The 24,747-nt window shown below is 56.2% G+C and carries 20 protein-coding genes; 8 read left to right on the top strand and 12 right to left on the bottom strand.

Going from position 1 to position 24,747, the window contains the following annotated elements; all coding sequences use genetic code 11:
• Positions 1-24 precede the first annotated feature (24 nt).
• The 4 genes from ACF8YQ_RS09015 to ACF8YQ_RS09000 form a co-directional block, all read right to left on the bottom strand.
• A complete protein-coding gene (locus ACF8YQ_RS09015) occupies positions 25-2,244 on the bottom strand; it encodes a PepSY domain-containing protein (protein WP_396623256.1) in 2,220 nt (739 codons plus the stop codon).
• A 19-nt stretch (positions 2,245-2,263) separates the two neighbouring features.
• Positions 2,264-2,737: a DUF2271 domain-containing protein gene (locus ACF8YQ_RS09010; protein ID WP_224848285.1), complete on the bottom strand. Its 474-nt coding sequence runs from the start codon at positions 2,735-2,737 to the stop codon at positions 2,264-2,266.
• 54 nt (positions 2,738-2,791) lie between these two features.
• Positions 2,792-3,172, bottom strand: coding sequence for a PepSY domain-containing protein (locus tag ACF8YQ_RS09005; RefSeq protein ID WP_224848287.1), 381 nt, complete (start codon positions 3,170-3,172; stop codon positions 2,792-2,794).
• Positions 3,173-3,248: 76 nt separating this feature from the next.
• Entirely contained in the window at positions 3,249-4,565 is a 1,317-nt protein-coding gene (locus tag ACF8YQ_RS09000) for a ferric reductase-like transmembrane domain-containing protein (RefSeq protein ID WP_288371625.1), read from the bottom strand.
• 167 nt (positions 4,566-4,732) lie between these two features.
• Here ACF8YQ_RS09000 and ACF8YQ_RS08995 point away from each other — a divergent pair, with 167 nt between their 5' ends.
• From ACF8YQ_RS08995 to ACF8YQ_RS08980, 4 genes are all read left to right on the top strand, one after another.
• On the top strand, positions 4,733-5,398 hold the full coding sequence (locus tag ACF8YQ_RS08995; RefSeq protein WP_396623255.1) for a response regulator: 666 nt from the start codon (positions 4,733-4,735) through the stop codon (positions 5,396-5,398).
• Positions 5,388-6,713: a sensor histidine kinase gene (locus ACF8YQ_RS08990; protein ID WP_396623254.1), complete on the top strand. Its 1,326-nt coding sequence runs from the start codon at positions 5,388-5,390 to the stop codon at positions 6,711-6,713. The genes ACF8YQ_RS08995 and ACF8YQ_RS08990 overlap by 11 nt, the downstream gene beginning before the upstream one ends.
• Positions 6,704-7,855: an AraC family transcriptional regulator gene (locus ACF8YQ_RS08985; RefSeq protein ID WP_224848303.1), complete on the top strand. Its 1,152-nt coding sequence runs from the start codon at positions 6,704-6,706 to the stop codon at positions 7,853-7,855. The genes ACF8YQ_RS08990 and ACF8YQ_RS08985 overlap by 10 nt, the downstream gene beginning before the upstream one ends.
• Positions 7,856-8,059: 204 nt before the next feature.
• The gene (locus ACF8YQ_RS08980) at positions 8,060-8,641 is read left to right on the top strand and encodes a DUF6448 family protein (protein ID WP_396623253.1); all 582 of its coding nucleotides are present in this window, start codon (positions 8,060-8,062) and stop codon (positions 8,639-8,641) included.
• Positions 8,642-8,770: 129 nt separating this feature from the next.
• On the opposite strand, the gene ACF8YQ_RS08975 is transcribed toward ACF8YQ_RS08980, so the two are convergent.
• Complete coding sequence (locus ACF8YQ_RS08975; protein ID WP_396623252.1) at positions 8,771-9,277, bottom strand: hypothetical protein; 507 nt, start codon at positions 9,275-9,277, stop codon at positions 8,771-8,773.
• Between the two features lie 171 nt (positions 9,278-9,448).
• On the opposite strand from ACF8YQ_RS08975, the gene nhaD reads away from it, so the two are divergent.
• On the top strand, positions 9,449-10,702 hold the full coding sequence (nhaD, locus tag ACF8YQ_RS08970; protein ID WP_224848311.1) for a sodium:proton antiporter NhaD: 1,254 nt from the start codon (positions 9,449-9,451) through the stop codon (positions 10,700-10,702).
• A 51-nt stretch (positions 10,703-10,753) separates the two neighbouring features.
• Here the strand turns inward: nhaD and ACF8YQ_RS08965 are convergent, their stop codons facing one another.
• Positions 10,754-11,293: a porin family protein gene (locus ACF8YQ_RS08965; protein WP_121206493.1), complete on the bottom strand. Its 540-nt coding sequence runs from the start codon at positions 11,291-11,293 to the stop codon at positions 10,754-10,756.
• A 251-nt stretch (positions 11,294-11,544) separates the two neighbouring features.
• Here ACF8YQ_RS08965 and ACF8YQ_RS08960 point away from each other — a divergent pair, with 251 nt between their 5' ends.
• A complete protein-coding gene (locus tag ACF8YQ_RS08960; RefSeq protein WP_228285433.1) occupies positions 11,545-12,963 on the top strand; it encodes a TrkH family potassium uptake protein in 1,419 nt (472 codons plus the stop codon).
• Here the strand turns inward: ACF8YQ_RS08960 and glgP are convergent, their stop codons facing one another.
• The 6 genes from glgP to glgC all read right to left on the bottom strand — a co-directional run bounded on the left by glgP (position 12,964) and on the right by glgC (position 21,196).
• Complete coding sequence (gene glgP / locus ACF8YQ_RS08955; protein ID WP_396623251.1) at positions 12,964-15,468, bottom strand: alpha-glucan family phosphorylase; 2,505 nt, start codon at positions 15,466-15,468, stop codon at positions 12,964-12,966. It abuts the gene before it with no gap.
• Positions 15,469-15,481: 13 nt separating this feature from the next.
• Entirely contained in the window at positions 15,482-16,252 is a 771-nt protein-coding gene (locus ACF8YQ_RS08950) for an SDR family NAD(P)-dependent oxidoreductase (RefSeq protein ID WP_396623250.1), read from the bottom strand.
• Positions 16,253-16,292: 40 nt separating this feature from the next.
• Entirely contained in the window at positions 16,293-16,655 is a 363-nt protein-coding gene (locus ACF8YQ_RS08945) for a PilZ domain-containing protein (RefSeq protein ID WP_023010261.1), read from the bottom strand.
• Positions 16,656-16,759: 104 nt separating this feature from the next.
• Positions 16,760-18,232, bottom strand: coding sequence for a 4-alpha-glucanotransferase (gene malQ / locus ACF8YQ_RS08940; RefSeq protein ID WP_396623249.1), 1,473 nt, complete (start codon positions 18,230-18,232; stop codon positions 16,760-16,762).
• The gene (locus tag ACF8YQ_RS08935; RefSeq protein WP_396623248.1) at positions 18,229-19,941 is read right to left on the bottom strand and encodes a glycoside hydrolase; all 1,713 of its coding nucleotides are present in this window, start codon (positions 19,939-19,941) and stop codon (positions 18,229-18,231) included. Before ACF8YQ_RS08935 ends, malQ begins: the two co-directional genes overlap by 4 nt.
• Positions 19,931-21,196 (bottom strand): glucose-1-phosphate adenylyltransferase, encoded by a 1,266-nt coding sequence (gene glgC, locus ACF8YQ_RS08930; protein WP_396623247.1) that lies wholly within the window; start codon positions 21,194-21,196, stop codon positions 19,931-19,933. Before glgC ends, ACF8YQ_RS08935 begins: the two co-directional genes overlap by 11 nt.
• A gap of 177 nt (positions 21,197-21,373) precedes the next feature.
• Between glgC and glgB the strand changes: the two genes are divergently transcribed.
• The gene (gene glgB / locus ACF8YQ_RS08925; protein ID WP_396623246.1) at positions 21,374-23,269 is read left to right on the top strand and encodes a 1,4-alpha-glucan branching protein GlgB; all 1,896 of its coding nucleotides are present in this window, start codon (positions 21,374-21,376) and stop codon (positions 23,267-23,269) included.
• Positions 23,266-24,732 carry a glycogen synthase GlgA gene (glgA, locus tag ACF8YQ_RS08920; protein WP_396623245.1) on the top strand — a complete coding sequence of 489 codons (1,467 nt, stop codon included), beginning with the start codon at positions 23,266-23,268 and terminating at the stop codon, positions 24,730-24,732. Before glgB ends, glgA begins: the two co-directional genes overlap by 4 nt.
• The last annotated feature ends 15 nt before the right edge of the window (positions 24,733-24,747 follow it).

Here is a 24,747-nt window from a genome sequence, read left to right as displayed (position 1 = left end):
AGTTCGACTTTGTCACTTTATCTGTCAATATACATCTTCAAGATAACGTCCCTGGCCTCTCAGAGTTTCAATATCGATGTGCAAGGGTTTGAGAATGTCTTCTATAACCTGCCGCACAGCCGCCGCCATATCCCGGCCACCACAGACCAGTATCTGCGCACCGGTGTTAACCATCTGTCGCACGGCTAATTCATCCTGTTTGAGCTTATCCTGCACGTAGGCGCGCTCGTCTGTTCTTGAGAAGGCTGTGTTCAGCCCGCTCAGTCGATGATCCTCAAGATAGCGCCCAAGCTCAGGTTGGTAGAGAAAATCTGACCTGGCATCGCGACCGCCCCAGTACAGATACATAGGGTTGCATCTGGTATTGTTTCTGATGAAACCGGTTAACGGACCAATCCCGGCACCTGCACCGACAAGAATCACTGGTCGGTTACCGGTAGCTGGCCGAAAGCCTGGATTGGGGCGGATGAAGCCATCGATACAATCACCCGGCTTGAGGTCATGCAAATAACCGGAGCAAAGACCGCCGGCCTGCTTACGGACGCATATCTCAACAATTTCGTCATTTGCCGAGGACGCGAGCGAGTAGAACCGCGGGGGTTGACCGTGTGGGGGAATAACCCCCAAAAGGTCTCCCGCCTCGAACGGTGGCAGCGCTTTAAATCTTCTTGGAGAAGCCGTTAGCCATCCGCCCTGCTCCGCCGGTTTGAACCGGAAGATACTGGTGGGCGCCTGAACCGCAATCCCGTAATCCGCCCTTTCTACCAGTTCCAGTTTGACCGTTGCTGGCTGCAATGCACAGTAGTTCAAGAAAAGCGGAGTACCGATAACCTCACCAACCCGGTTTCCCCACTCACTGAATTGCGAGGCAGAACACCGATCAATCAGTTCAATGGCGTGCAAACGGCTGACGCCTTTACCGGCGAGCGCAGCATCCACCGACAAGGCAAACTGACAGAAGTTCGGAAACTGCCGGTCACCAAAACCCAGTACCGTGTATCGCAGGTTCTTCTCAGCCCGGAATTCTTTGAGCCTGGCCATAAACTGCCGGGCCGATGCGGGTGCATCACCATCGCCGTATGTCGAAGTCAGCACGAACAGCCTGGAAGCCTGCGGATACTGCTTAGCCAGGGCATTCATCTCGCTGCAATGCACGCGGAAACCGGCCTTATTCAGGCTGCTATGGAGTTCCCGGGCAAATCCCCAGGTGGCATTACCTTCGGAGCCGACCAGAATAATTGTATCCGCCTGAGCGGCATCGGCGTTGTCAGGAAGCTGCCCTGAAGACCGGCGACGCTGCCACCAGATGGTTGCACCTGTTATCGAGAGGGCTGGCACAGTCAGTGCCGCAGCGCCAAGAATCAGGCCAAGCCACCATAGGCCTTCACCGGTGTGCAAACGTACAATCCAGTCCTGTAATACGCCGCTGTCAGAGCGCGGCTGGAACTGCAGCAACTCGCCCGTAGCCTGGTCCACGAATCCGGAGCCGCCGGCGGTTGACAGCGAATAGACGTCCTGCGGATCACCGGGATAGGGAAACACCAGTTCCCGGAGCTCGCCAAGATCGAAATTGCCTAGCGCTTTTAAGGTGCCCACAGGCGATGGTTGCCCGCCCGAGACCTCAGCCGGAAACCCTGGCCCTGTGTCAGGCGCTTCCGGCAGCAAACCAAAGCGCTGTGCCGACATATAGCTACCGGTCAGTGCGGATAACAGTAGGCCGAGCACGGCAAACCGGGCCAGCTCGGCATGGATTCGTTTCCCGCCTGAGCCGGAAAGCGGTCTTAGTATATTCTTCCAACCCCCGGTACGCCGGGCTATCAACAATATTCCCGAAAGACACAGAAGTACCATCAAAGCAGCTAATACGCCGGCCAGCGCTCTACCGGCATCATCCAGCATAAACGCACGGTGCAGGTCCTTGACCCAGCCAAAAAATGCGGAAGGTTCGTAGGGTGCGGTGCCCTCACCTGTTACCGGATTCACCAGATCCGCACCGGCCTGGCCGTCATGGCTGTAATACACAATGACCTTGCCAGAAGGTTCTCGCACGATCTGTTCAGTCCCGGGATAGTGAGCAACGATCCGGTCAGCCAGCTCGGCGATACTGATTTCACCGGAAGCCGGAATGACCGCTGAGGCTCTTTCCAGCACCGGCGCCAAAGCCAACACAGCACCCGTGACTGAGAGAACCATCAGAAGCAAACCAGCAAGCAGGCCCGGTAAGCTGTGGAACTTGCGCAACATAGCCGACGCTCCCGGTGGATTATTGAAGCTCGTAGGTAAGAGCGCGCACGTAACCGCGCCCGGAAACCGGCTTCCCGGAACCTTCAGTGGTCAGGGGGGCTATGACATCAGCTCGAATATCGCGCATATCCTCAACGGCAGAGTCGACCCGAACCTCATAACCGTTGTCGATCAGCGAATCATCTAGGTTAAGAGTGATTTTCAACGTGCGGCCACTGGTGACACTGGCACCGGTCAAGCCATCGTACTCTGCCGGATCAAGCCGACTGCCACGGGCCCAGCCTCCCAAGTGTTTGTAGTATTTAGATTTCTTCCCGGAAACCCAAAGGGTACCCTGATATTCCCCGGCGGCATCCGTAAGATACAGAGCCAGATAGGCTCCATCGCCACCGTAATTCTGTAGTTCCGTAGTGAAGGTCACGTCGCGGGCCTGGGCGAATGCCGGTATAACCAGGGCTGCAAAAAGGCTGCAAGTGAGAACAAACGTTTTCATAAATGGTCTCCGAAAACCTGATGAGCGTTAAATGAACAGGCCAAATTCAATCAGTTACTCAACGGTAACCGTGGGGCGACCCTTGACGATGCCGTTGCGTTGCGCCTGACTTTTGGGATTGTCCTGTCCATTTTTCCTGTTGCCGTGGTCCCTCTCCTCATAGTCACTGTCTTCACGCTCCCATTTCATCATGATCAGTGAAGCGGGCGCGAAGGAGGCTTCTGCCCTGACCCCATCGGCATCGAGGCCCCTGACTTCATAACAACCGTCGTCAACCTTTATTCGGTGAACTGTCCAGCCTTCGGCTTCCAGTTTTTCCCGCAGATTTTCACGGGGCTGCCAATTCGCCACCGGATCATTGCAGTCGTCATCGGCAAGTGCGGTGCCACTGAGAAGCAATAAAGACAGGCTCAAAAGAATGGGTTTGGTCTTCATGGTGTCTCTCCTGCTGGTTGTGTTAAATCCACTTTAAGACGCTAACCTGACAATGCCCTGAACAAACCAGACATTATCAGCGGAACTGGAAGGCTTCTTTATGGAAGCGAGTCAGGCGGAACGGTGCTGCCCGCAAGCCGTTTCTAATGGCTTCCCCCAGCCCTGCCGGGCCGCAGAACCAGACCTCTGCGCCTGCTGCCGAGCGTCCGTTGGTAGACAACGTCTCGGCAGACAACCCCTGCCCGTTGCTGCTGTCATGAATCTCGAGGTGTATCCCGGGAAAGCCATCGCAAAGCGCCCGAAGTCGATCCACCATGGGATCCTGGCCGGCGTTGCGCGTGCAGTAATGCAGATCGGCTTCAGGCACGGTGGCGTCGGTGGCGCTGCTTAGAGCTTCGAGCCAGGCCAGAAACGGCGTGATCCCGATGCCACCGGCTATCCAGATCTGGTGGGATTTGCGGTTGCGGCGCTCGAAGTTAAAGCAGCCGTAAGGGCCTTCTATCTTCACGGTTTGCCCCACTCTGATTTTTTGGCTCAGATTGCGGGTGAAGTCGCCGAGCGATTTAATGATGAACGTAACCGTGCCATTTTCCCTATCGGCACTGGCAATCGTGAACGGGTGCGCGCCCTCTAGTCGGTCGAAGGTAACAAAGGCAAATTGCCCCGCACGGTGACCGGGCCATGCCGGCCCCATGTGGCAGGTAACTTCGGTGACGTCCCGGTCTGGTGTTTTGATCGCGGTGACCATGCCGCGAACCTGGCGACGACGACCAACTCTGCCGGTCAGGGATAGCCCGCTGGCGATGCTGCCGCCAAAGAGCAAAATGGCCATCAGCACACCGATTGGCTGCTGCCACCATTGCAGCGGAGTAAGCCACGCCGCGTGGAAAGCGAGCAACAGATAAAGCACCGGCATGCCGCGATGCAAATAGCGCCAGTATTTGTAGGGGAACTTGCGCAACAAGCTGATCAGCAGCATGGCGAACAGCAGATAGATGGCGAACTCCCCTACCTCTTCCGCAGCATCGCGCATGGTTTCGATGAACCCGGAATAATCCTGATCGTGCAGCTTGCCGGCTTTTCCGAACACCGACTCTATTACATCGTCACCCATTTCAATCAGCCAATGGGCGGCGGCGAATACCACGGCCAGAATGCCTGCCCATTTGTGGGTGCGATAGATCTGATCCAGCCCACCCATCGGTCTCTCCAGCCAGGCTGGGCGCAGTGCCAACATCATGGCTAGTGACATCAGAGCAATGGATAACAGCCCACTGAGCAGCAGGCTCTGGTCATAGACTGCCCAGGGAGAACCGGCCCCAGGGCCTGCAAAAAGGCTCCAGGCCCATAGGCCCGAAACCAACACAACGAAAGGAAAGATCATCCGCATCATCACATCTCCTGCGATCGGTACCTGGAATATTTCCTCGAAGGCTAGCGTCCAAACCTGACAGCCAGCTGAAGGCCGGTGCAGAGAGATCGAAGCGTTATTGACCATTCAGGCTGTTGTCAGGTTTGAGCTGTAGTATCTTGGTTCCAGGGCTGGGTCAGAGGTGAACGATGCGGGTACTTTTGGTGGAGGATACGGCGGGATTGGGCGAGGCGGTCCGGGATCAGATTGCGGACGACGGCCACGCTGTGGACTGGGTGCAAACGCTGGGCTTTGCCGAGGCGAGTGTCAGGACCACACCCTACGACTTGATTCTGCTGGACCTGATGCTCCCCGACGGTCATGGCTTGGGCTTTTTGCGAACACTCCGGGCTACCGGAAAAACAACACCGGTGATCATTCTTACGGCCAGGGATCAGGTGTCTGACCGGATTGAAGGATTAAATGCCGGTGCTGACGACTACCTGGTCAAACCCTTTGATCTTTCGGAGCTGTCGGCCCGCGTGGCCGCGGTGGCTCGCCGGTATCGGGGCGATCCAAGCCCGATCATCCAAGTGGGCGAACTGGTGATTGATCTTGGTGATCATCGCATCAGTCGCAACGGCTTGCCGGTAGAACTGACGGCACGGGAGTGGGCCTTGTTTGAGGGCTTTATCCAGCGACCAGGAATGCTGTTATCGCGATCGCAACTGGAGGATCGTCTTTACGCCTTTGGGGCCGAAATCGAAAGTAACACCATCGAAGTTTATGTCAGCCGTCTGCGTAAAAAGCTGGGGCGGGACGCCATCGTAACCGTCAGGGGAATGGGCTATCGCCTGGAAACACATGGCCACTAGAACCAGTCTGCAAAAAACACTCGGTATCGGCCTGACGCTCGGCGTCACCCTCCTCTGGCTGCTGGGCGTGACCGCTTCGGGACTGGTGGCGCAGCACGAAATGAACGAGGTCTTCGACAGTGCCCTGGAAGAAACCGCCCAGAGAATACTGCCACTGGCGGTCACCGACATCCTGAACCGGGAGAACGGAGCGGGCAATCAAAAGGCCCCGGCCCTGAAAGACCATGACGAATATCTGACTTATCTGGTACGGGATGAATACGGAAATATTCTGCTCCAGTCCCACGATGCAGACTCTGGCGTGTTTAGCAGAACCCCCGCGGAAGGGTTTTCAGATACGCTGACCCACCGGCTATACGGCGTATCTGCAGTCAGCAATACCATCTATCTTGAAGTGGCCGAACCCCTGGCGCACCGGCGTGAATCCGCTCTGGAGGCGGGGTTAGCCTTACTGTTGCCTTTACTGGTGCTGATTCCAGTCAGCCTGTTGAGTGTCTGGTGGATTGTCCGGCTTTCCCTTCGCAAGGTGGTCGATTTTCAGCAAGACATTGAATCCCGAGGTGCAGGAGACCTTACCCCTGTTGCAGAGGGCCAGCTACCCAATGAATTTGAACCAATCGCTGTTGCCGTCAACCGGCTGCTTGAGCGATTACACCGTGCGCTTGAATCGGAACGGAGCTTTACGGCCAACAGTGCCCATGAACTGCGGACACCTCTCGCAACAGCACTGGCTAAAGTGCAGCGGCTTAAAACCAGAGTGCCCTATGATCACCTGAAGAACGATATTGCGGAAATTGAAGAAGCGTTACGCAGTCTGTCAGTGCTGTCCGGAAAACTGCTCGAATTGGCAAAAGCCGAAGGCGGCGGTGCACTTTCACAAAGCCAGAAGGATCTTGCCCCCATCCTCGCGATGATAGTCCGGGATTTTGAGGCCCATGCGCCCGGGCGATTTGTTTTATCGCTGCCGGAGAACGACGTGAACTCCTTTCTTGATCCGGACGCCTTCGCCATCCTGGTGCGTAACCTGATCGAGAATGCGCATAAGCATGGCTCCCGTAGCGAGCCGGTGGAGATCAACCTGAACGATAGTGGCGTTCTAAGAATCTCCAATGGTGGTGAAAGGGTGCCACCTGAACAGCTCGCTCTTTTAAGAAACCGGTTTGCAAGGGCCAAAACAGAGGCAGCAGGTTCTGGCCTGGGCCTCGCAATTGCCGATGCGATTGCTGAAGGTGCCGGCATGACCTTGCATCTCAGATCGCCGGCAACAGGACGGCAGGATGGTTTTGAAGCGGAGCTGAATCTGGCATGTATCTGACACTCACCGACATTGTGCTGCTGACGAGCATCATTCAATCGCTGGCTCTTGCTGTTTTTCTCCTACTTCCATCCAACATAGGGCTGATATCTAACCGACTCCTGGTTGCCACCCTTGTATTCTTTGCCGCCGGGTTGGGAGAGATCTTCCTCTATGGCAGCGGGCTTGCGTTCCAGCACCCAAACTTCGCCTACCTCGGGACACTCATCGGGCTTCTGCAAGCAGGCACGCTCTATCTATATGCGCAATCGCTGATGTATCAGAACTTCCGGTTACGCGGGAAGCATCTCATGCACACGTTGCTATTCTGGGTTGTCGGCGCAATTTTTCTGGTTGAGTATTATTTGCAGCCGAGCGAGACCAAAATTCAGATTCTGCTTGAACGGGACCACCCGGGCGTACTTACCTCTCCCCTTCTTGCAGTCGCTATTCACGCGGTCTTTCTGGGCTACCTGTGCACGACGATTCGAGCGATCAACCGTTTCGGCCTTGGTATTCGACAGATTTTCTCGAGTATTGAAAACAAACAACTTGCCTGGTTACGGGCGCTTCTGATCGGCTATGCAGTGGCCTGGACCGTCAGCATGTTGTACTGCCTTACGGCGCATGTGTTCAGAAGCGCGCCCGGAACCGAGTGGGTGGCCGGCGCTGGCGCTGTAACGGGCTTCATTTTCATCAATTTTCTGATGATAAATTCTCTTCGCCAACCCGTTGTTTTCTCTGGATTGGCAGCAGACCAGGCCGCCTTGCTGGAAGAAGAGCCCGCACCGCAGTTTGATCACGCATTAAAGGTCAGGCTCGAACAGTTAGTGCACCAGGAAAAGCCTCACTTGCACCCCAACCTCACTCTGGAACAACTTTCACGGAAATTGGACGCCCCTTCAAGAGAGGTTTCACGAGCCATTAACCAAGGCTTTGGCTGCAATTTCTTTGAGTTCGTCAGTCGCTATCGCATCGACGAGGCGAAATCGCGACTGGCCGATGCAGCCAATCAGGAAAATATTCTGCAGATTATGTATGAATCTGGTTTCAACTCGAAGTCCGTATTCAATACTGCTTTCAAGAAAGAGACAGGATTTACCCCCAGTGAATATCGCCGACGAGCCCTGCAGGGCGATATTCGCCCCGAGCCTCAATCCTGAACCTGGCAATCAGACGTTCGAGTACGCTCCCACCCGATACTGAAACCTCTAACTAACTGAATCGTTTATTTTTATTTCTAAACCATGGAATCGGTTCGGTTTCGTACTTGCGAACGATTCTTTGGCCTGCCTTCCGTACTCTGGTTGCCAAGCGTCACCAAACCCGGTGCTCGTGAAGCTCAACGCAATATGAGGAGGTTATGTATGAAAACCAAATTAAGCAAAACCGCTGTTTCTGCAGTGGCCGCAGCAATCTTAAGCCTGATATTTGCCGGTAGCGCCCAAGCTCATTGTGATGCTCTGGACGGTCCGGTGATTACCGAAGCCCGTGCGGCGCTGGAGTCAGGCAATGTTAAACCCTTGCTCAAATGGGTGCCGGCAAAGGATGAGGCAGAAATCAAAAGGGTATTCGCCGATGTGCGACAAGTCCGCGGGCAAAGCGAAACTGCGAAACACATTGCCGATCAGCATTTGTTCTCGACGCTCGTTGAGGTTCATCGTGCATCCGAAGGCGCACCCTTTACCGGCATCAAGCCTTCCGGCCAGATCGATCCGGGTTTAATGGCGGCGGATGCGGCGTTGGAAAACGGGCAAATTGACCGCCTCGTGGGAAATATAACCCGCAAGATCGAGGATGGCATTCGTGAGCGTTATCATGAGGCTCAGCGTGCAAGGGCCATGGTTGATCAAAGCGTTGATATGGGGCGTGCCTTCGTCGCTGACTACGTCAATTACATTCACTTCATAGAGGGAGTGCATGGCGCCGCTGGAGCGCAAGGCCACTGATTTTTACTTGGGAGCAGATGCAAAACAGGCTGACGGCCTGCTTTGCACTTTCTGTGCTCTGGATGCGCGCCAGCAGTAAACTTAATCTCGCTTCGGCCGCTTAAGGCACGGTTTAAGTCGTTTTTGGCGTTACTGGTTTCCCTGGCGCTGAATCTGAAGCATCTGCTCCATCATCAACTGCATCTGGTCCATGCGCTGTTCCATGCGTTGCAGTCGCTGATCTTCGCTCATGGCCGGGTTGCCTTGCCGCATTCCCTGTCCGCTGTTGCCAGGCCCCTGATTCTTCATCTGGCCCTGCCCTGGGTTTCGGTTACCCATGCCAGGATCCTGGCCGTTCATTCCCATGCCCTGACCCATCATGCTAGGCCCCATTCCGGACTCTCGCATAATCTGCAGGTGTTCCTGCATGTGCTCCATATGTTCCTGGCGCAGGCGCTGGCGTTCTTCTTTGGTCGTTGCATTCTGCATTTGCTGCATGGTCTGGTTCATTCGATCCATGTTCTGCTGCATTTGTTGAATCCGTTCCTGGTTCATCATTCCAGCCTGGCTCCCCTGTCCGGGCCCGCCCTGGGCAAAGGTGGCGAGTGGCAGCGAAATCAGGCTGGCACAGACCAGCGTTCTCAAACTATGTTTCATGACTTTCTCTCCCCGTTGTGACTTTTCCATCAATAACAGAAAGAGCGAATGCCCTTTTGATGTACGTCAGATTCAAGTATAGGCAGTGTTCCGTAGTTTACTAACCTTGGAGGCTCCCGCTAATGGGTTTAGAATCGCTGCCTAATCTTCCCCGGGGTTCAGGATTCCACAATGCCGATTCTTGAAGCTGTTCTGATTGCTGTTGCCGTCCTGGCGCTGCTCGGCGTCATCTTTGAAGAGGTCATTCACGTCAACAAGGCGAAAACCACGCTGTTCTTTGGCACGCTCAGTTGGGTTCTACTGTTTCTGTTCAGTTCCGGTGCCGACGAAACCGCGGCGGTTTCCACTGGTCTGTCGGAGAGCATTGCCGAGATCGCCGGGTTATGGCTATTTCTGGTAGCGGCGATGACGTTTGTGGCCTATCTGAACAAGAAAGGCATGATTGAGAACATGATCTATCTGATCATGCCTCGGCAGGTCACCGAGCGGCGCTTACTGTTTCTGACCGGCCTGTTCTGCTTCGTGTTTTCTTCTCTGGCGGACAATATCACGGCAACGCTGGTTTCCTGCTCTCTGATTCTGTCCTTAAACCTGGAGCTGAAGAAGCGGCTGCAGTTCATTGTTTTAGTTGTGTTTGCGGTCAACTCCGGCGGTGTTTCACTAATCACCGGGGATGTCACCACGTTGATGATCTTCCTGGCAGACAAGGTAGAAATCCTGACGCTGCTGACACTCGCCATCCCCGCTTCAATCACGGTATTTCTGCTGGCCGTGCTTCTTTCAGGCGGTTTGTCCGGCACTGTTACTCTGAAAGCCAGTTCCAACGAAGTCCGAACCGTGGACGCGGTGATCGCAGGCCTCTTTCTGGTCACAATCATTGCCACCATCACCGGCAACGCGCTGTTCAGCATTCCACCGGTGCTTACCTTCCTTTTCGGGCTTTCCATCATGTTCCTGGTGTCTCGCTTCATGAGCGACGATTCGGATCTGGACCCGATTCTCGAATACATTCGGGTTATCGAGTTTGAAACCCTGCTGTTCTTCCTGGGTATCCTGCTGCTGGTGGGCATGCTCAAGGAGATTCATGCTCTGGATTCGTTGGTGGCAATTTATAATGTGATGCCGCCGGTATACGCCAACTATCTGATGGGCATCTTCTCCGCAGTCATCGACAACGTGCCTTTAACGGCTGCGCTTCTAAAATCCGGCATCAATATGAGCCCGGCGGAGTGGATGGGGTTAACCTATGCCGTTGGTGTGGGCGGTTCGTTGTTGGTAATCGGCTCTGCGGCGGGAATTGTAGCCATGAGCAAAATCGACGGGCTCACCTTCGCGGCTTATCTAAAGTACGCGTTACACCTTCTGGCCGCGTATACGGTGGGTTATGCCGGGGTCATTCTGCTTGGCTCTGTGATGAACGGCTAAAGTCGAAAAAGCCTGCGAGGTTCCACGCCGCAGGCTGTGGCTATCTTACTGTCAGAAGTTAACCTGAACACCCAGGCCGATGCCGTCTACGGTAATGTCATCGTCATCGTAATAGCGCATGTATTCGAGGTTGCCTGAGAGGTTCTGGGCAAACTTCACGTTCACGCCGGCACCGTACGAGAAATCCGAATCGTCGTCTTCCACTGAGCCAGCTTCGGCCTCAATGCGCGTGAAGCCGAAAACAGCGTAGGGTGTTACCGGGCTCTCATTAACCACGTTCACCGTGCCGTAGCCACCGAAGAAGTTATCGATTTTTACGTCAACACCGCCGATTCGGTCATCATCCACGCCAAAGCCCGCCCGGGCTTCAACACCGAAATAGTCCGTGGCCATCACGCCGACCTTGCCAGACAAGGTGCCGGTGTCGGCTTCTGCCAGGCCATCGAAATCGGTTTCCATGAAGGTGTAATTCAGGCCGGCGTAGAGCCCGCCAACACCGGATTTATACATGTCCTGGGCAGAAGCAAGCCCCGCCAGGGCCAGCCCGGCGAAGGCAGTTGATGCAACAAGAACCTTTCTTGTGGTCTTCATAATCTTTCTCCCTGTTCATACAGGCCTTCACGGCCTGACAGTAAACGTGCATCAGTCCGACGATTCCCGCCATAGGTGGGTTCCGTATTTACCCGTTTTTTACGCCGATTTAATTCCGGGTTAATACTTCTGTCCGGGGCCTGTTTCCTTGCGGTTGAGCAAGCCCGCGGGTATGCTGACGCCGTCTTTTTGTCAGCTGGCTTGAGCGTGCCTTGAGAAACCTAGCCCCTGTCGTCTTCATTGTCAGCGTCATGTTTATACTTCTGAGTGTTTTCATGACGTTACCGGTATTGCTGTTGGCTGCCACCCCTTCCGGTGCACCCAATGCCATCGCGTTTGCCGAATCGGCGGCTATTGTTTGCGTGCTTGGTGTTCTGGGGCTGTTGCTGACCTACCGTGAACCCCGCGAACTGAAACCGCGCTATATGTTCGTGCTCACGGTCTCCAGCTGGTTTGTCATCGCCCTTCTATCTGCCCTTCCCTTTTACCTGAGCGATAACGACATCTCGGCGGCAGATGCGTTTTTTGAGGGCACTTCCGGTATCACCACCACGGGGGCTACGGTGTTCACCGGCCTGGACACGATGGACAAGGATCTGCTGCTCTGGCGCTCGATCCTTCAGTGGCTGGGCGGTATCGGGATTATCGGCATGTTCGTTGCCGTACTGCCTTTCCTGCGAGTGGGCGGGATGAGACTGTTCGCCACGGAATCGTCTGAATGGACTGACAAAGCCCTCCCAAGGATGAAAACCTTGAGCCGTGGCCTGCTCTTCGTTTATTTAGTGTTTTCCGTTACGGCGGTCGTGACCTATTGGCTATCCGGTATGTCGTTATTCGATGCCTTTAATCACGGGTTGACCAGTATCGCTACCGGGGGCTTCTCAACGTCAGATCAGTCGATGGGCAAGTTCAGCGATCTTATATTGATGGAAGCCTCTCTGTTCATGATTCTTGGCAGTCTTCCCTTCTTTCTTTTTGTCAGAGAGATGCACGGCCAGCGCGGGGTTCTGTTTCGGGATCAACAGGTACGACTGTTTCTGGCACTGCTCCTTTTCGTTCCCGCATTGCTGACCTTGTATCGTTGGTGGGTATCGCCGGTTCCGTTCGATCCGCTCCACAATTATGCTGCCACCCTGTTCAACGTTACGTCGGTTGTGAGTACCTCAGGTTATGCATCTGAAGACTATTCCGCCTGGGGCCCACTGGCCTTTGTGGTGTTTTTCTTTTTGATGTTTGTGGGTGGCTGTTCGGGTTCCACAGCGGGAGGCATGAAGATTTTCCGATTCCAGCTTTCGTTGATTATCCTGCGCGAGCAGTTGATGCGGCTGTTGCACCCTCGGGCTGTTTTCACCCGTAATTACAACGGCCGTGCCGTCAGCGACGAAATCATCTCGTCAATGATTGCCTACACCTTCATTTTCCTTTTGTCTCTGCTGGTCATTACTGTTCTGTTGGCTTCGCTCCAATTGGACTTTGTCACCTCACTATCAGGTGCTCTGACGGCGTTGACCAACGTCGGACCGGGGCTCGGCGATATTATTGGTCCTGCCGGAAACTTCGGCCCATTGCCCGATGCCGCCAAGTGGATTCTGTCCGTAGGCATGTTGATGGGTCGACTGGAAATCCTGAGCGTGGTGATTGTGCTCTCACCGGGCTTCTGGCGTGGCTGATCAGCGCAACCAGAGAATGTGAGCGTCTTCCAAGGGCAGATTCAGGCTTGGCTCGTGACTGCGGATGCGAGGTGTGTAGTGTTCACGGGGGCGTGCTGGCACGGAGCAGTAGTAACGGTAAGTCTGTTCGGCTTCCGGTAGCGGCCCGGTAAGTGCCATAGGCTGCACCAGGCGCGGGCCGAAGGTTGAGGCCTCTGCCACCAGTTCCACGGCCACCAGTTCCGGGCTCAGGCCATCCAGATACACATCCAGATCAACACGCAGCTCTTGCCCTTCCTCCCGGGCGTCCATTGCACCAAATCTCAGGCGAGGCCAGTGTCGGGCTATGGTTTCCTTCACTGAAACAAGTTTGCCGGCCCCTTCCGCGGTGCGCTCAGCGCCCTGCGCTACCATGGGCAGATAGAATTCCGTGACATACTCCCGCACCATGCGGTTGGCTGAGTATTGTGCCGTTAATTCGTTCATGCTGGCTCGGATTCTGGCCAGCCAGTTAGCCGGTAATCCCTGTTCATTGCGTTGATAGAATTCGGGTACCACTTGCTCTTCCAGCAACTGATAAAGTTCTTCAGCATCAGCCTCGTCGTGTTTATCCGTCTGGCTCAATTCCTCAAAGGTGGCGCCCGGCCGAATGGCCCACCCCAGCTCCGGCTGCCAGGCTTCGGCCCACCAGCCATCGTACTGCGAAAGGTTCAAGCCACCATTAACCAGCACCTTCATGCCACTGGTACCGCAGGCCTCCCAGGGGTGTCTCGGGCAATTCAGCCACACATCCACGCCCTGAATAAGTTCACTGGCAACGGCCATATCGTAGTCTTCAATGAACACCACGCGCCCTTCCACCTCTGGCAACCGGGTGAATTGCTTCCAACGCTTGATGATGGCCTTGCCTTCGCTGTCGTGGGGGTGGGCCTTGCCCGCCAATACAATCTGCAGCGGCCGGTCCCGGTTGCTGAGGAGTCGAATCAGTCGTTCCGGATCTGCCAGCAGCAAGTCCGGGCGTTTGTAATCCGTAAAGCGGCGGGCAAAGCCCAGGGTCAGGGATTCTGTATCCAGAAGTAAGCCACAGGCCGCTTCCCGGCTGTTGCCGTAGTTGTGTTCGCAGTGCTGGCTCTGCAGTCGCTCTCGCAGGTAATAAACCAGCCGATGCCGCTGGTTTCTACGCATCTGCCAGAGATCGTGGTCCCTGGTATCTCGCAGTGGGCACAGGTCCGTCATGGGCTGTCGCCACCGGTCCTGGCCACAGGCCGACGTCCATAATTCGTCCGCCTCCGGGGAGTCCCAACTGGGGGTATGCACGCCGTTGGTCACGTATTCTGCCGGCACATCAGCGGCCGGCCAGCGCCCGAACCAGGGCTGAAAAATGGATTGGGTAACCTGTTTGTGAATCTGGCTGACCCCGTTGAAACGCCCGCTCATGCCCAACGCAAGGCCAGACATGTTCAGATCGCATTCGCCACCATTGGCAACGCTCAATATTGTCTCCAGAGAGTGGCCAATTTCCTGCAGCCAGGGTTCCAGATACAGCCGGGCGAGTTTGGCCGGGAACCGGTCAAAGCCGGCAGCTACAGAAGTGTGGGTGGTGAACAGGTTGGTAGCCCGGGTTGCCAGTCGCGCCACCTCAAAGCTGGTCTGATTCTGGTGTTGCCAGTGTACGGCACGCTCAACCAGCGCCAACGCACTGTGGCCTTCGTTGATATGGCACAGAGCAGGTTCGCGCCCCAACAGTTCCAGCAGGCGCCAGCCACCGATCCCCAACACCATTTCCTGTTGCAGGCGTTTTTCCGGGTCGCCGCTGTAGAGTTCACTGGTGATACCCCGGTCTCCGGGCTCATTACGGGGGTCGTTGCTGTCGAGCAGCAACAATTCACAGCGCCCCACCTGGCCTTTCCAGGCTCTCAGGCGAACCGTGCGGCCGGGAAACGGCACGTTTACCCTCGCCCATTCTCCAGCGTTGTCCCGTAACGGGGTAACCGGCAGCATGGTTGGGTCGTTATAGGGGTGAAATTCCAGCTGTTCGCCCTCGGCGTTCAGGGCCTGGCGAAAGTATCCCTGTTGATAAAGCAAGCCCACGGCGGTGACCGGCACGCCGAGATCGCTGGAAGCCTTGAGAAAGTCTCCGGCCAGCACGCCCAGGCCACCGCTGTATAGCGGCAGGGATTCCGACACCCCGTACTCCATGCAAAACCAGGCGACGCCACCGGCCAGCTGGTTACTGCAATTTTTGGAATACCAGGTCGGGCACTGGTTGAATGCCTCATGGCGGTTCAGCTGCTGCTGATATTGGGTCAGAAATTCCGGGTCTTCGGCCAGTTGTTGCAGCCGTTCTGCCGAGGCGCTGTTCAACACCAGCCAGGCATTATGCGTTGCCTCCCAGATTTCTTCATCCAGCTGTCGCCACAACTGATCACATCCATGGTGCCAGCTCCACTGCAAATCCAGTGCAATGGCCATCAGCCCTGACAGCTGTGCTGGCAGGGCCCTCATGGTATACGCGGCCAGAGTCATGGGGCGTCAGCCGTCAATGTGCGGTATAACCGCCGTCGATAACCAGTTCGCTCCCGGTCATGAATTTGGATTCATCGGATGCGAGAAAGACGATGCCCCAGGCAATGTCGTCCGGTTCGCCCATATGGCCAAGGGGATGCAGTGCGGCGGTCGCCTGTTTGGCGGCTTCAAGATCCTGGCCGGTGGTTTTCAAATGGTTCTCAACCATCGGGGTCCAGATAAAGCCGGGATGGACGGAATTTACCCGTATGTTGTCCGGGGCGTAAATCATCGCATCGGTCTTGGTCATCAACCGGATCGCCCCCTTGGATGCGTGGTACGGCGGCGCATCCGGCGCACCGACCAGCCCGTAAATGGATGACAGATTAATGATGCTCCCACCACCGGCCTTTTTCATATGGGGAATGGCGTGCTTGGTGCAGAAGAACACCCCTTTTACGTTGACGGCCTGCACCTTGTCCCATTCTTCTTCGGTCACTTCGTGGGTCGGTTTGTTGGCGCCGGAAATACCGGCATTGCTAACCACAACGTTCAGCGATCCGAAGTGCCCCGCCACGCCATCAAGAGCGGATTTTACCTGTTGTTCATTGGTCACATCGCAATGCCAGTAACCAACCTTGTAGCCTTTGTCGCTGAGAAATTTGGCGAGGGCCTCGCCTTCGCTATCCAGGCAATCAAGAATGCCGACTGCGGCGCCCTCTTCTGCCATCCGTTCAACCGCCGCTTTGCCAATGCCCAGTGCGCCGCCGGTTACTGCAGCCACTTTTCCTTCAAGTCGTGCCATGACAGTTTTCCTTTCCAAAGTCCGTTTTATTCACTTGTGATCAGTGCATATGTTCGCGAAATCTCCCCGCCAGGAAGTCAGTCGACGCCTGTTCCTGCAAGTACGCAATCAGTTCAGCAATGGTAGGCCCGTCATTCTCAACACCCTCAAAGTCCACACCCAGACCGCCATCATCGGTCCGCACAACATGGGCGCTGAGGGTGCAGTGGCCCTTCTGGGAGCGCTCCGGAAACCGGAACGCAAGTTCAATGGTCTGGTTAAGCCGCACATCCGAATAATCAGTGGCGATGAAAAGGCCACGCCTGGATGCGTCCCGGATCATGCCTGTCGCTACTGGCATGCCGCGTTTATAAACGAGAATGGGCAACCCGCCTTCTACTCGTTGGCTCAGCCGATGCTCCATGCCGCTTCCTCCTGTGAGCTTGCCGAATGGATATCAGTACTCCCTCACTTTACAACTGATCAAATAGTGATCATCTTGATTCTGATCAAGAGGTGACAACTCGGCTATCGACCGTACAGATTCACAATAGTTCTCAGCCCAGGTAAGTCGATCTTCGATCGGTAATTTTCCGGCAAGGTCCAGACCCAGTTGCCCTGAGTGGTGCCGGGTGTATTGAACCTGGCCTCCGAACCCAGGGCCAGCAGATCCTGAATCGGCACAATAACCAGTCGTGATACCGAGCCCATCGCAGCCTGTATCACGGGCCATGGCATATCCGGGCCGTTAATTCTCAGATACCGGTTAACATGCTCCCGGGTTCGCTCATCCAGGCTCTGGTACCAGCCCAGTGTGGTGTCATTGTCGTGGGTGCCGGTATAGACCAGATCCCATTCCTTGTGGTTATGCAATAGATGGGGGTTGGCGGCGCTGCCATCAAAACCGAATTGTATGACGGTCATACCCGGTAGCCGGAAACGGTGTCGAAGGGCTTCCACATCTTCCCCGATGATGCCGAGGTTCTCGGCAACCAGTGGCAAACGGGGTAACTCCCGGAAGCAGGTTTCCAGAAAATCATCGGCCGGGCCCGGCACCCAGCAGCCATCGACCGGGCGCGAATTCTCCGCCGGAATCTCCCAGTAAGCCTGCAGCCCCCGGAAATGGTCAATTCTAAGGAGATCGAACCGTTCCTGCTGGCTGGCCAGGCGCTGCACCCACCAGTGGTATCGGTCCTCCGCCATTCGCTGCCAGTCGAATAGCGGGTTTCCCCAGTGCTGACCCTCGGGGGAGAAATAGTCCGGGGGCACCCCGGCAACCACTCTGGGCTTACCTTCACCATCAAGCTTGTACAGGTGGGGTGCGGCCCAGACATCAGCGCTGTCGTGAGCGACGAAAATGGGGATGTCGCCAAATAGCCAGATGCCCCGTTCGGCCGCGTAATGACGCACCGCTGTCCATTGTATGAAAAACAGGTACTGCTCCAGGCACACCCGTTGCAATGTACTTTGGTGGGACTCTCTCAGGGCTTCCAGGGCTGTCGGCTTGTGATCGCGCAGGTCTTCCGGCCAGTCCAGCCAGTTCACACCTGGAAACGCCTCTCTGGCTGTCATGAACAGCGCAAAATCATCCAGCCACTGATGAAGCTCCAGAAAATTCTGGTAAGCCTGTGCGTTGAGGGCTTCTGACTCACGATAGCAACCGGCATGGAATCGCTGGCTGGCATGTTCCAGGGCTTCGGTACGGGTAAAGGCGGTAAGTTCCTGGCTGTCGAGAAGACCGGGCGCCACCAGTTCCTCAAGGTCGATCAGAACGGGGTTCCCGGCATGGGCCGAGAGCGACTGGTACGGCGAAAGGTCTGCATGAGTGGGCCCCAATGGCAGTGTCTGCCACACCGTGATGCCTGCCTCGGCCAGAACATCCACAAACTGCCGGGCAGCGGCGCCCAGCTTGCCGGAAACGCCAGGTAATGCGGTCGGGTGCAACAGCACACCGGCACGCCGCCTTGCCAGAACCGGATTGGATGGCATTTCTACAGTCATGAATCGGCCTCATGCCCCGGCCGCATGGCACCGCCCTTGGCGGGCTCCCCTCCACCCTGGCTCAGGGGCTGGAACAGGCTGGACGGCGCCGGGTAGCCAATACGCTCATACAGGTTGGCCAGGTGCCGGCGATACAGCTGCTCGAAATCCCGAACCACCGCTGCCGGGTTGTAATCGCCAAACCACCAGAACCAGTCCGAGCCCTCACACAATCCGAGCTGATGTGAGGCCGCCTGCTTCTGGTCCGTGTTGAGGGAGCCATTATCCAGCGCCCGGTCAAAATGCTGCTTGGCCTCGCACAGCAGGTCCCAGGCCCGGTTTTTGTCGGGATCGCCTATCCAGGTGGAAAAGGTTCCATAAATCCAGCTTCCAGCCACCAGTTCCGGGAGTTGCACAGGCTCTGTGTAATGCTCTTCCTGAAGGGTCGAATAAGTGGTCAGTCGCAGTTTCGGGTGTTTCTCAAGCACACGGTACAGCTCGTCAAGAAAATGGAAGCCGTTCTCCGGGTAGTACTCCCAGGCATTCTCGCCGTCCAGAATCACTGAGATCACCGGTTTCTTGTCTTCTCTGGCGATGTTTTCCATGTGATGCACCAGGTCGCCAACCGCGTCCCTGGCGTGCCAGTCGGCATAGGTAAAACCAATCAGATCCGATAATCCATCGTCACGAAAAAAAGCGGTTACATTGGCATCGTTAAACCGGTACGGATGATGGATGCTGGCATCTTCAGGCAAGGATTTGTTCGTCCTGGCCTTGTTGATGCTGTTATTGATGACTGAATCACCGGAAGCGGTCCATCGAAAGCCTTGCTCGCCAAGCAACAGCAGCGTGGCCTGGCTCAACCCACCTTCAGAGGCCCAACAACCCGCTGGTTCGGTGCCAAAGAAGCGCTTGAAGGCTCGCCTGCCCTCGGCCAGATGCCAGATGGCCCGCTCTTTCCCTCCTGGATAGTAGTCATGTTCCGGAAGCGCAATGTCTGGCATCGCTTCTCGGGCGGCACTGAAATCCAGCAACAGGGGCACGATGGGATGGGCCCAGGGGCTCATGGCCAGTTCCACCTGGCCGGTATGCGCCAGGTGGCGGTAGCGCGGACCTATGCTGGCCATCAATTCTGCAATCACGTCCAGCAATGCCGTGCGATCGTCCAGTGTGAACTGATGGGCCTTTTCCTGCAGGCTTTGTACCACTCCATGTTTGCGGCGCGCGGTTTCCGCCATCCAGCCCAGGTGGTACCACACCAGCAGATCGGCAAGAAACTGTGTAGAAAGATAGCGCTGAATGTCGGGCCGGGTTCGGTATAGTTCGGCCACTTCCGCCAACCGGGCATAGGCGGGAAAACGCTTGATAATCCGCTCGGCGTTCGCCCTCAGGCACTTTTCCATCAAATCCAGAAATGCCGGTGAGCCGGGTTCCGGCAGCGACGGATCAACCAGAGCCGCAAGCAGAGGATCGCCGATGGTTTGCCCTCCATGGCGCCATCGCTCAATGTGGTACAGATAGGTCTCAATCTGTTCCAGTAGCACCGGCGCGAAGTTCACCACCGCACGGGCATCCGGGTGGGCTTCCAGGTGCGCAGCCATGTCCACGTAATCCTTGATGCAGTGCAGATAGACCCAGGGGAACAGGAATTGCCCATTGCTGTGATCCTGATAATCCGGCTGGTGCATATGCCAGCAAAGTACCACCGGAGTGCGGCTGTCAGAGGCCATGGGGATAATCCTGCCCGAGCATCTCGGGAGTGATCAGCACAACACCTTTAGACGACACGTGGAAGCGTTTTTCGTCTGCTGTCCGATCAAAGCCAACCCGGGTGCCCTCCGGAATCCGACAGCCGCGGTCAATCACCGCTTTGCGAATGTGGCAATCGCGTCCAATGTCCACGTCCGGGAAGATTACAGCGTCCTCCACCTCACTGAAGGAATGCACCCGTACCTGGGAGAACAACAGCGAGTGGCGAACGTGAGCGCCAGAAACGATGCAGCCGCCGGCCACCATGGAATCGACGGCCGTGCCCCGACGGTTGTCATCATCGAACACGAACTTGGCCGGCGGTAACTGTTCCTGATAAGTCCAGATCGGCCAGTCCGAATCGTACAGATTCAGTTCCGGGCTGATACCGATCAGTTCCAGGTTGGCCTGCCACAGGGAGTCGATGGTTCCGACATCTCGCCAGTATGCTACCTTGTTGTTGACTGGATCCCGGAACGGGAAAGCCGTAACCCGAAGGCGCTTGATCACCAAGGGAATAATATCCTTGCCGAAATCATGGGAAGAGTTACCGTCCATCTTGTGATCCCGCAGCAGTTCATCAAACAGAACTTTCGTGCTGAACACGTAAATACCCATCGACACTAGCGCTGTCCCCGGTTTACCCGGCATAGCCTTGGGGTGGGCCGGCTTTTCCTCGAATTCGGTAATGCGTAAATCTTCATCCACCGACATCACCCCGAACGCCGAAGCTTCTTCGACGGGCACCTCAATACAGCCCACGGTAATATCCGCCTCCTGCTCCACGTGGGCAGCCAGCATGGTGCCGTAATCCATTTTGTAGACATGGTCACCTGCCAGAATCAACACGTACTCCGGCTGGTGGCTGCGAATGATGTCCAGGTTCTGCAGTACGGCGTCTGCTGTGCCCTCGTACCAGGAGGTCTCAATGCGCTGCTGGGCTGGCAACAGTTCCACAAATTCGTCCAGCTCCCCCCGCAGGAATCCCCAGCCGCGCTGAATGTGACGGATCAGTGAGTGGGATTTGTACTGGGTAATGACGCCTACCTGGCCAATGCCGGAGTTGATGCAGTTGGACAACGGGAAATCGATAATCCTGAACTTACCCCCGAAGGGAACGGCGGGCTTGGCTCGCCATTTGGTGAGGTCGTGAAGCCGTGAGCCCCTGCCGCCAGCCAGCACCAGGGCCAGGGTTTGACGAGTAAGACGACTGACGAAACGCTTGGCGGTTTGCATAGCAGCTTCCCTGTTTAAACCGGATACGCGCCGACACAAATTTGACGTTTGCTCTTGCAGAAAAACACTATCATTGAATTATGACGCACAATTGTCTTAGGTCATATTTTATACAAACGCAAAAACGATTGATGGTCTAACCTCTGGTTTCCACTTTTGTTCAGGAATCTGTGGTCTATGGAAAGCCCCGCCCTGAGTGAGTTCGACCTGCACCTGTTTGCCGAAGGCAGGCACTGGCATATCTACAATGTGCTGGGTGCCCACCTTGGGAATCAGCGAGGAATCGAAGGCGCCCGTTTTGCCGTTTGGGCACCCAACGCCCAGGCCGTGAGTGTGATCGGCGACTTCAACGACTGGGACAGCAGCCGTCATCCCATGGCGGTTAACAAAGATTATGGTGTCTGGTCGGTATTCGTTGGGGGAGTAAAGCCGGGAGACCTTTACAAGTTTGCCATCACAACCCGAAACGGCCACGACATCACCAAAACCGATCCCTACGGTCAGGCCTTTGAGCACCGGCCTTCCAATGCCGCAGTAGTAACCGAGCGGGGGAAATACGCCTGGGGCGACGGCGACTGGCTTGAGTGCAGAAACCGGTTCGACTGGCAGCGGAGCCCTATTTCTGTCTATGAGGTACACCCTGGCTCCTGGCGCCATCACGGTTCCGGGCGCTGGCTGACCTATCGGGAGCTGGCCGATCAGTTGGTGCCCTACGTGTTGGAAACCGGCTTTACGCATATTGAGCTACTCCCGATTACCGAGCACCCGCTGGACGAATCCTGGGGTTACCAGACTACCGGCTATTACGCCCCCACCAGCCGTTATGGCAGCCCGGATGATCTTCGATATCTGGTCGACCTGTGTCATCAGAACAACATCGGCGTGATTCTCGATTGGGTGCCGGGGCATTTCCCCGATGACGAGTTCGCCCTCGCCGAATTTGATGGCACGGCACTCTATGAACATGAAGATCCCCGCCGCGGGCGTCACCAGGATTGGGGTACGCTCATCTACAACTACGGTCGCCACGAAGTCCGGAACTTTCTCATAGGCAGTGCGCTTTTCTGGCTGGATACCTTTCACATGGACGGGCTACGGGTGGATGCCGTTGCCTCCATGCTGTACCTGAACTACTCCCGGAATGAGGGTGAATGGCTGCCGAACGAACATGGCGGCCATGAGAATCTGGAGGCGATCCGTTTCCTCCAGGATCTGAACCGGGTCTGCCAGAGCCGGTTTCCGGGTGTACTGATGATGGCGGAAGAGTCCACGTCCTGGCCCAGGGTGACCCGGCCTCCGGAAATTGGCGGGCTCGGTTTCAACCTGAAATGGAACATGGGATGGATGCACGACACCCTGCATTACCTGCAACAGGATCCGGTGTATCGCCAGTATCACCATGACAAGCTCACCTTTGGTTTGCTTTACGCTTTTTCGGAAAATTTCGTGCTGCCGCTATCCCACGACGAAGTCGTACACGGCAAATCCAGCCTGATTCAGAAAATGCCGGGAGATGACTGGCAGCAGAGGGCCTCGCTGCGCCTGCTGTTCAGCTACATGTTTGCCTACCCCGGCGCGAAGCTGCTGTTCATGGGGGGTGAATTCGGCCAGCGCCAGGAGTGGAGCGAACGCCGTGAGCTGGACTGGTATCTGCTGCAATATCCGGAGCACCAGGGGCTGCGAAAACTGGTTCAGGACCTCAACGGCCTCTATCGCTTTTACCCGGCCCTGCACCGAAAGAACTTTACCGGCGAAGGGTTCGAGTGGATTGACTGCCACGATTCCACTCAATCCGTGATCAGTTTTCTGCGAAACCCCGGCACGCCCGACCATGGGCCGCTGGTAATTGTTGCCAACTTTACCCCCATACCCAGGCATCACTACCGCATTGGCGTGCCAACAGGAGGTAACTGGCAGGAAATTTTTAATTCAGACTCCACCTGGTATGGCGGCAGTAACCTCGGCAATCCTCTACTCTTGCAAGCTGAGCCCACACCCTGGATGGCCCGCCCGTGTTCCGTGGAGCTTACGGTACCGCCCCTGGGCCTGGTTATGCTGAGGCCAGCGACATGACCCGGGTACTGTTTGCCACCAGTGAAGTCTTTCCTCTGGTGAAAACCGGGGGCCTTGCGGATGTTTCGGCAAGCCTTCCTGAAGCACTCTGCCGCCTTGGCTACGATTGTCAGATACTGCTCCCCGGCTACCCTGCAGCGCTGAAGGCTGCGCGGGAGGCCGGATCCCGCCGGAAAACCCGATTTCGCTACGGCCAGTATGATGTTTCCCTGTGGCAAACCAGATTGCCGGGCACCGCCGTTACCCTCTGGCTTGTGGATTGCCCAGCCCTGTTCGACCGTGCTGGCGACAGCCCTTATCAGAACGAAGAAGGCGAAGACTGGTGGGACAACGCTCACCGGTTTCACCTGTTCGGACGAATTGGTGCCATGTTGGCGCTCGGGCAGCTGGGCCTGGCCTGGCGGCCGGACATCGTGCACTGTAACGACTGGCAATCCGCACTGATCCCGGTGTTTCTGGCAGATAGTCAGGACGCCCCGAAAACCGTGTTCACCATCCATAATCTCGCTTACCAGGGGCTGTTTTCCCACGAAACCTTTCGCGCCCTGGGCCTGCCGGACTCACTGTGGCGATACGAGTTCCTGGAGTTTCACGACCAACTGTCCTTTATCAAAGGCGGACTGGTGTTCAGTGATGCCATCACCACCGTCAGCCCCAGCTACGCAGATGAAATTCAGACACCCTGGTTCGGTAACGGTCTGGACGGTTTGCTGCGCCACAAGGCCTCCAGGCTACATGGCATTCTCAATGGCATTGATACCCGTCAATGGAACCCGGAAGACGACCCGCATCTGGAGTTCCACTATGGTGCGGACTATCCCGCCAACAAATCGCAGTGCCAGGCAAGGCTACAGCAGGAACTCGGACTGGAGGTTTGCGGTGCACCGTTGCTTGGGTTCGTCGGGCGACTGGTGGAACAGAAAGGGCTGGACTGGCTACTCGGAGTCATCAAGCCATTGCTGGAACGAGGATGCCAGTTTGCCCTGCTCGGCTCCGGCGAACACCACTACCAGGAAAGCCTGAAAGCCCTGGTTCGTGAATGGCCCGGGCAATGTTCACTCACCCTGGGTTACAACGAGGGCCTGGCACACCGGATAACCGCCGGGGCCGATATCTTCCTTATGCCTTCCCGGTTTGAGCCCTGCGGCCTGAACCAGATGTACAGCCTGCGCTACGGCACCGTACCTGTGGTGCATGGTGTCGGCGGCCTGAACGATACGGTGTTCGACCCGAATGAGGAACCGCTGGAGAAAGCCAATGGTTTTGTGTTTCGTGAGGCGACACCCGACGCGTTTATTAACGCCATTACCCGAGCACTGAAAGCCAGGGAGAACCGGAAAACCTGGCGCAAGCTGCAGGAAAACGGAATGAAAGGCGACTATTCCTGGAAGAATCGGGCCGGCGAATACGCGGCCTTGTACCGGAACCTGATCACCGGCAATGGCCGGATACATGACGACTGACACGGTGCCCGTGGC

The organism is Marinobacter sp. W-8 (genome assembly GCF_044342215.1).
GTDB lineage: Bacteria > Pseudomonadota > Gammaproteobacteria > Pseudomonadales > Oleiphilaceae > Marinobacter > Marinobacter nauticus.
The sequence above is the reverse complement of the archived record's forward strand: the minus strand, read 5'-3'. Positions and strand labels throughout refer to the sequence as shown.

Bases quoted from the DNA above. Each gene is read 5' to 3' on its own strand.
- glgC (WP_396623247.1), bottom strand. From the start codon at position 21,196: ATGCAAACCGCCAAGCGTTTCGTCAGTCGTCTTACTCGTCAAACCCTG.
- ACF8YQ_RS08960 (WP_228285433.1), top strand. From the start codon at position 11,545: ATGTTTATACTTCTGAGTGTTTTCATGACGTTACCGGTATTGCTGTTG.
- glgA (WP_396623245.1), top strand. From the start codon at position 23,266: ATGACCCGGGTACTGTTTGCCACCAGTGAAGTCTTTCCTCTGGTGAAA.
- malQ (WP_396623249.1), bottom strand. From the start codon at position 18,232: ATGACTGTAGAAATGCCATCCAATCCGGTTCTGGCAAGGCGGCGTGCC.
- ACF8YQ_RS08990 (WP_396623254.1), top strand. From the start codon at position 5,388: ATGGCCACTAGAACCAGTCTGCAAAAAACACTCGGTATCGGCCTGACG.
- ACF8YQ_RS08935 (WP_396623248.1), bottom strand. From the start codon at position 19,941: ATGGCCTCTGACAGCCGCACTCCGGTGGTACTTTGCTGGCATATGCAC.
- ACF8YQ_RS09010 (WP_224848285.1), bottom strand. From the start codon at position 2,737: ATGAAAACGTTTGTTCTCACTTGCAGCCTTTTTGCAGCCCTGGTTATA.
- nhaD (WP_224848311.1), top strand. From the start codon at position 9,449: ATGCCGATTCTTGAAGCTGTTCTGATTGCTGTTGCCGTCCTGGCGCTG.
- ACF8YQ_RS08995 (WP_396623255.1), top strand. From the start codon at position 4,733: ATGCGGGTACTTTTGGTGGAGGATACGGCGGGATTGGGCGAGGCGGTC.
- ACF8YQ_RS08975 (WP_396623252.1), bottom strand. From the start codon at position 9,277: ATGAAACATAGTTTGAGAACGCTGGTCTGTGCCAGCCTGATTTCGCTG.
- ACF8YQ_RS09015 (WP_396623256.1), bottom strand. From the start codon at position 2,244: ATGTTGCGCAAGTTCCACAGCTTACCGGGCCTGCTTGCTGGTTTGCTT.
- ACF8YQ_RS08985 (WP_224848303.1), top strand. From the start codon at position 6,704: ATGTATCTGACACTCACCGACATTGTGCTGCTGACGAGCATCATTCAA.
- glgB (WP_396623246.1), top strand. From the start codon at position 21,374: ATGGAAAGCCCCGCCCTGAGTGAGTTCGACCTGCACCTGTTTGCCGAA.
- ACF8YQ_RS08950 (WP_396623250.1), bottom strand. From the start codon at position 16,252: ATGGCACGACTTGAAGGAAAAGTGGCTGCAGTAACCGGCGGCGCACTG.
- glgP (WP_396623251.1), bottom strand. From the start codon at position 15,468: ATGACTCTGGCCGCGTATACCATGAGGGCCCTGCCAGCACAGCTGTCA.
- ACF8YQ_RS09005 (WP_224848287.1), bottom strand. From the start codon at position 3,172: ATGAAGACCAAACCCATTCTTTTGAGCCTGTCTTTATTGCTTCTCAGT.
- ACF8YQ_RS08965 (WP_121206493.1), bottom strand. From the start codon at position 11,293: ATGAAGACCACAAGAAAGGTTCTTGTTGCATCAACTGCCTTCGCCGGG.
- ACF8YQ_RS08945 (WP_023010261.1), bottom strand. From the start codon at position 16,655: ATGGAGCATCGGCTGAGCCAACGAGTAGAAGGCGGGTTGCCCATTCTC.
- ACF8YQ_RS08980 (WP_396623253.1), top strand. From the start codon at position 8,060: ATGAAAACCAAATTAAGCAAAACCGCTGTTTCTGCAGTGGCCGCAGCA.
- ACF8YQ_RS09000 (WP_288371625.1), bottom strand. From the start codon at position 4,565: ATGATGCGGATGATCTTTCCTTTCGTTGTGTTGGTTTCGGGCCTATGG.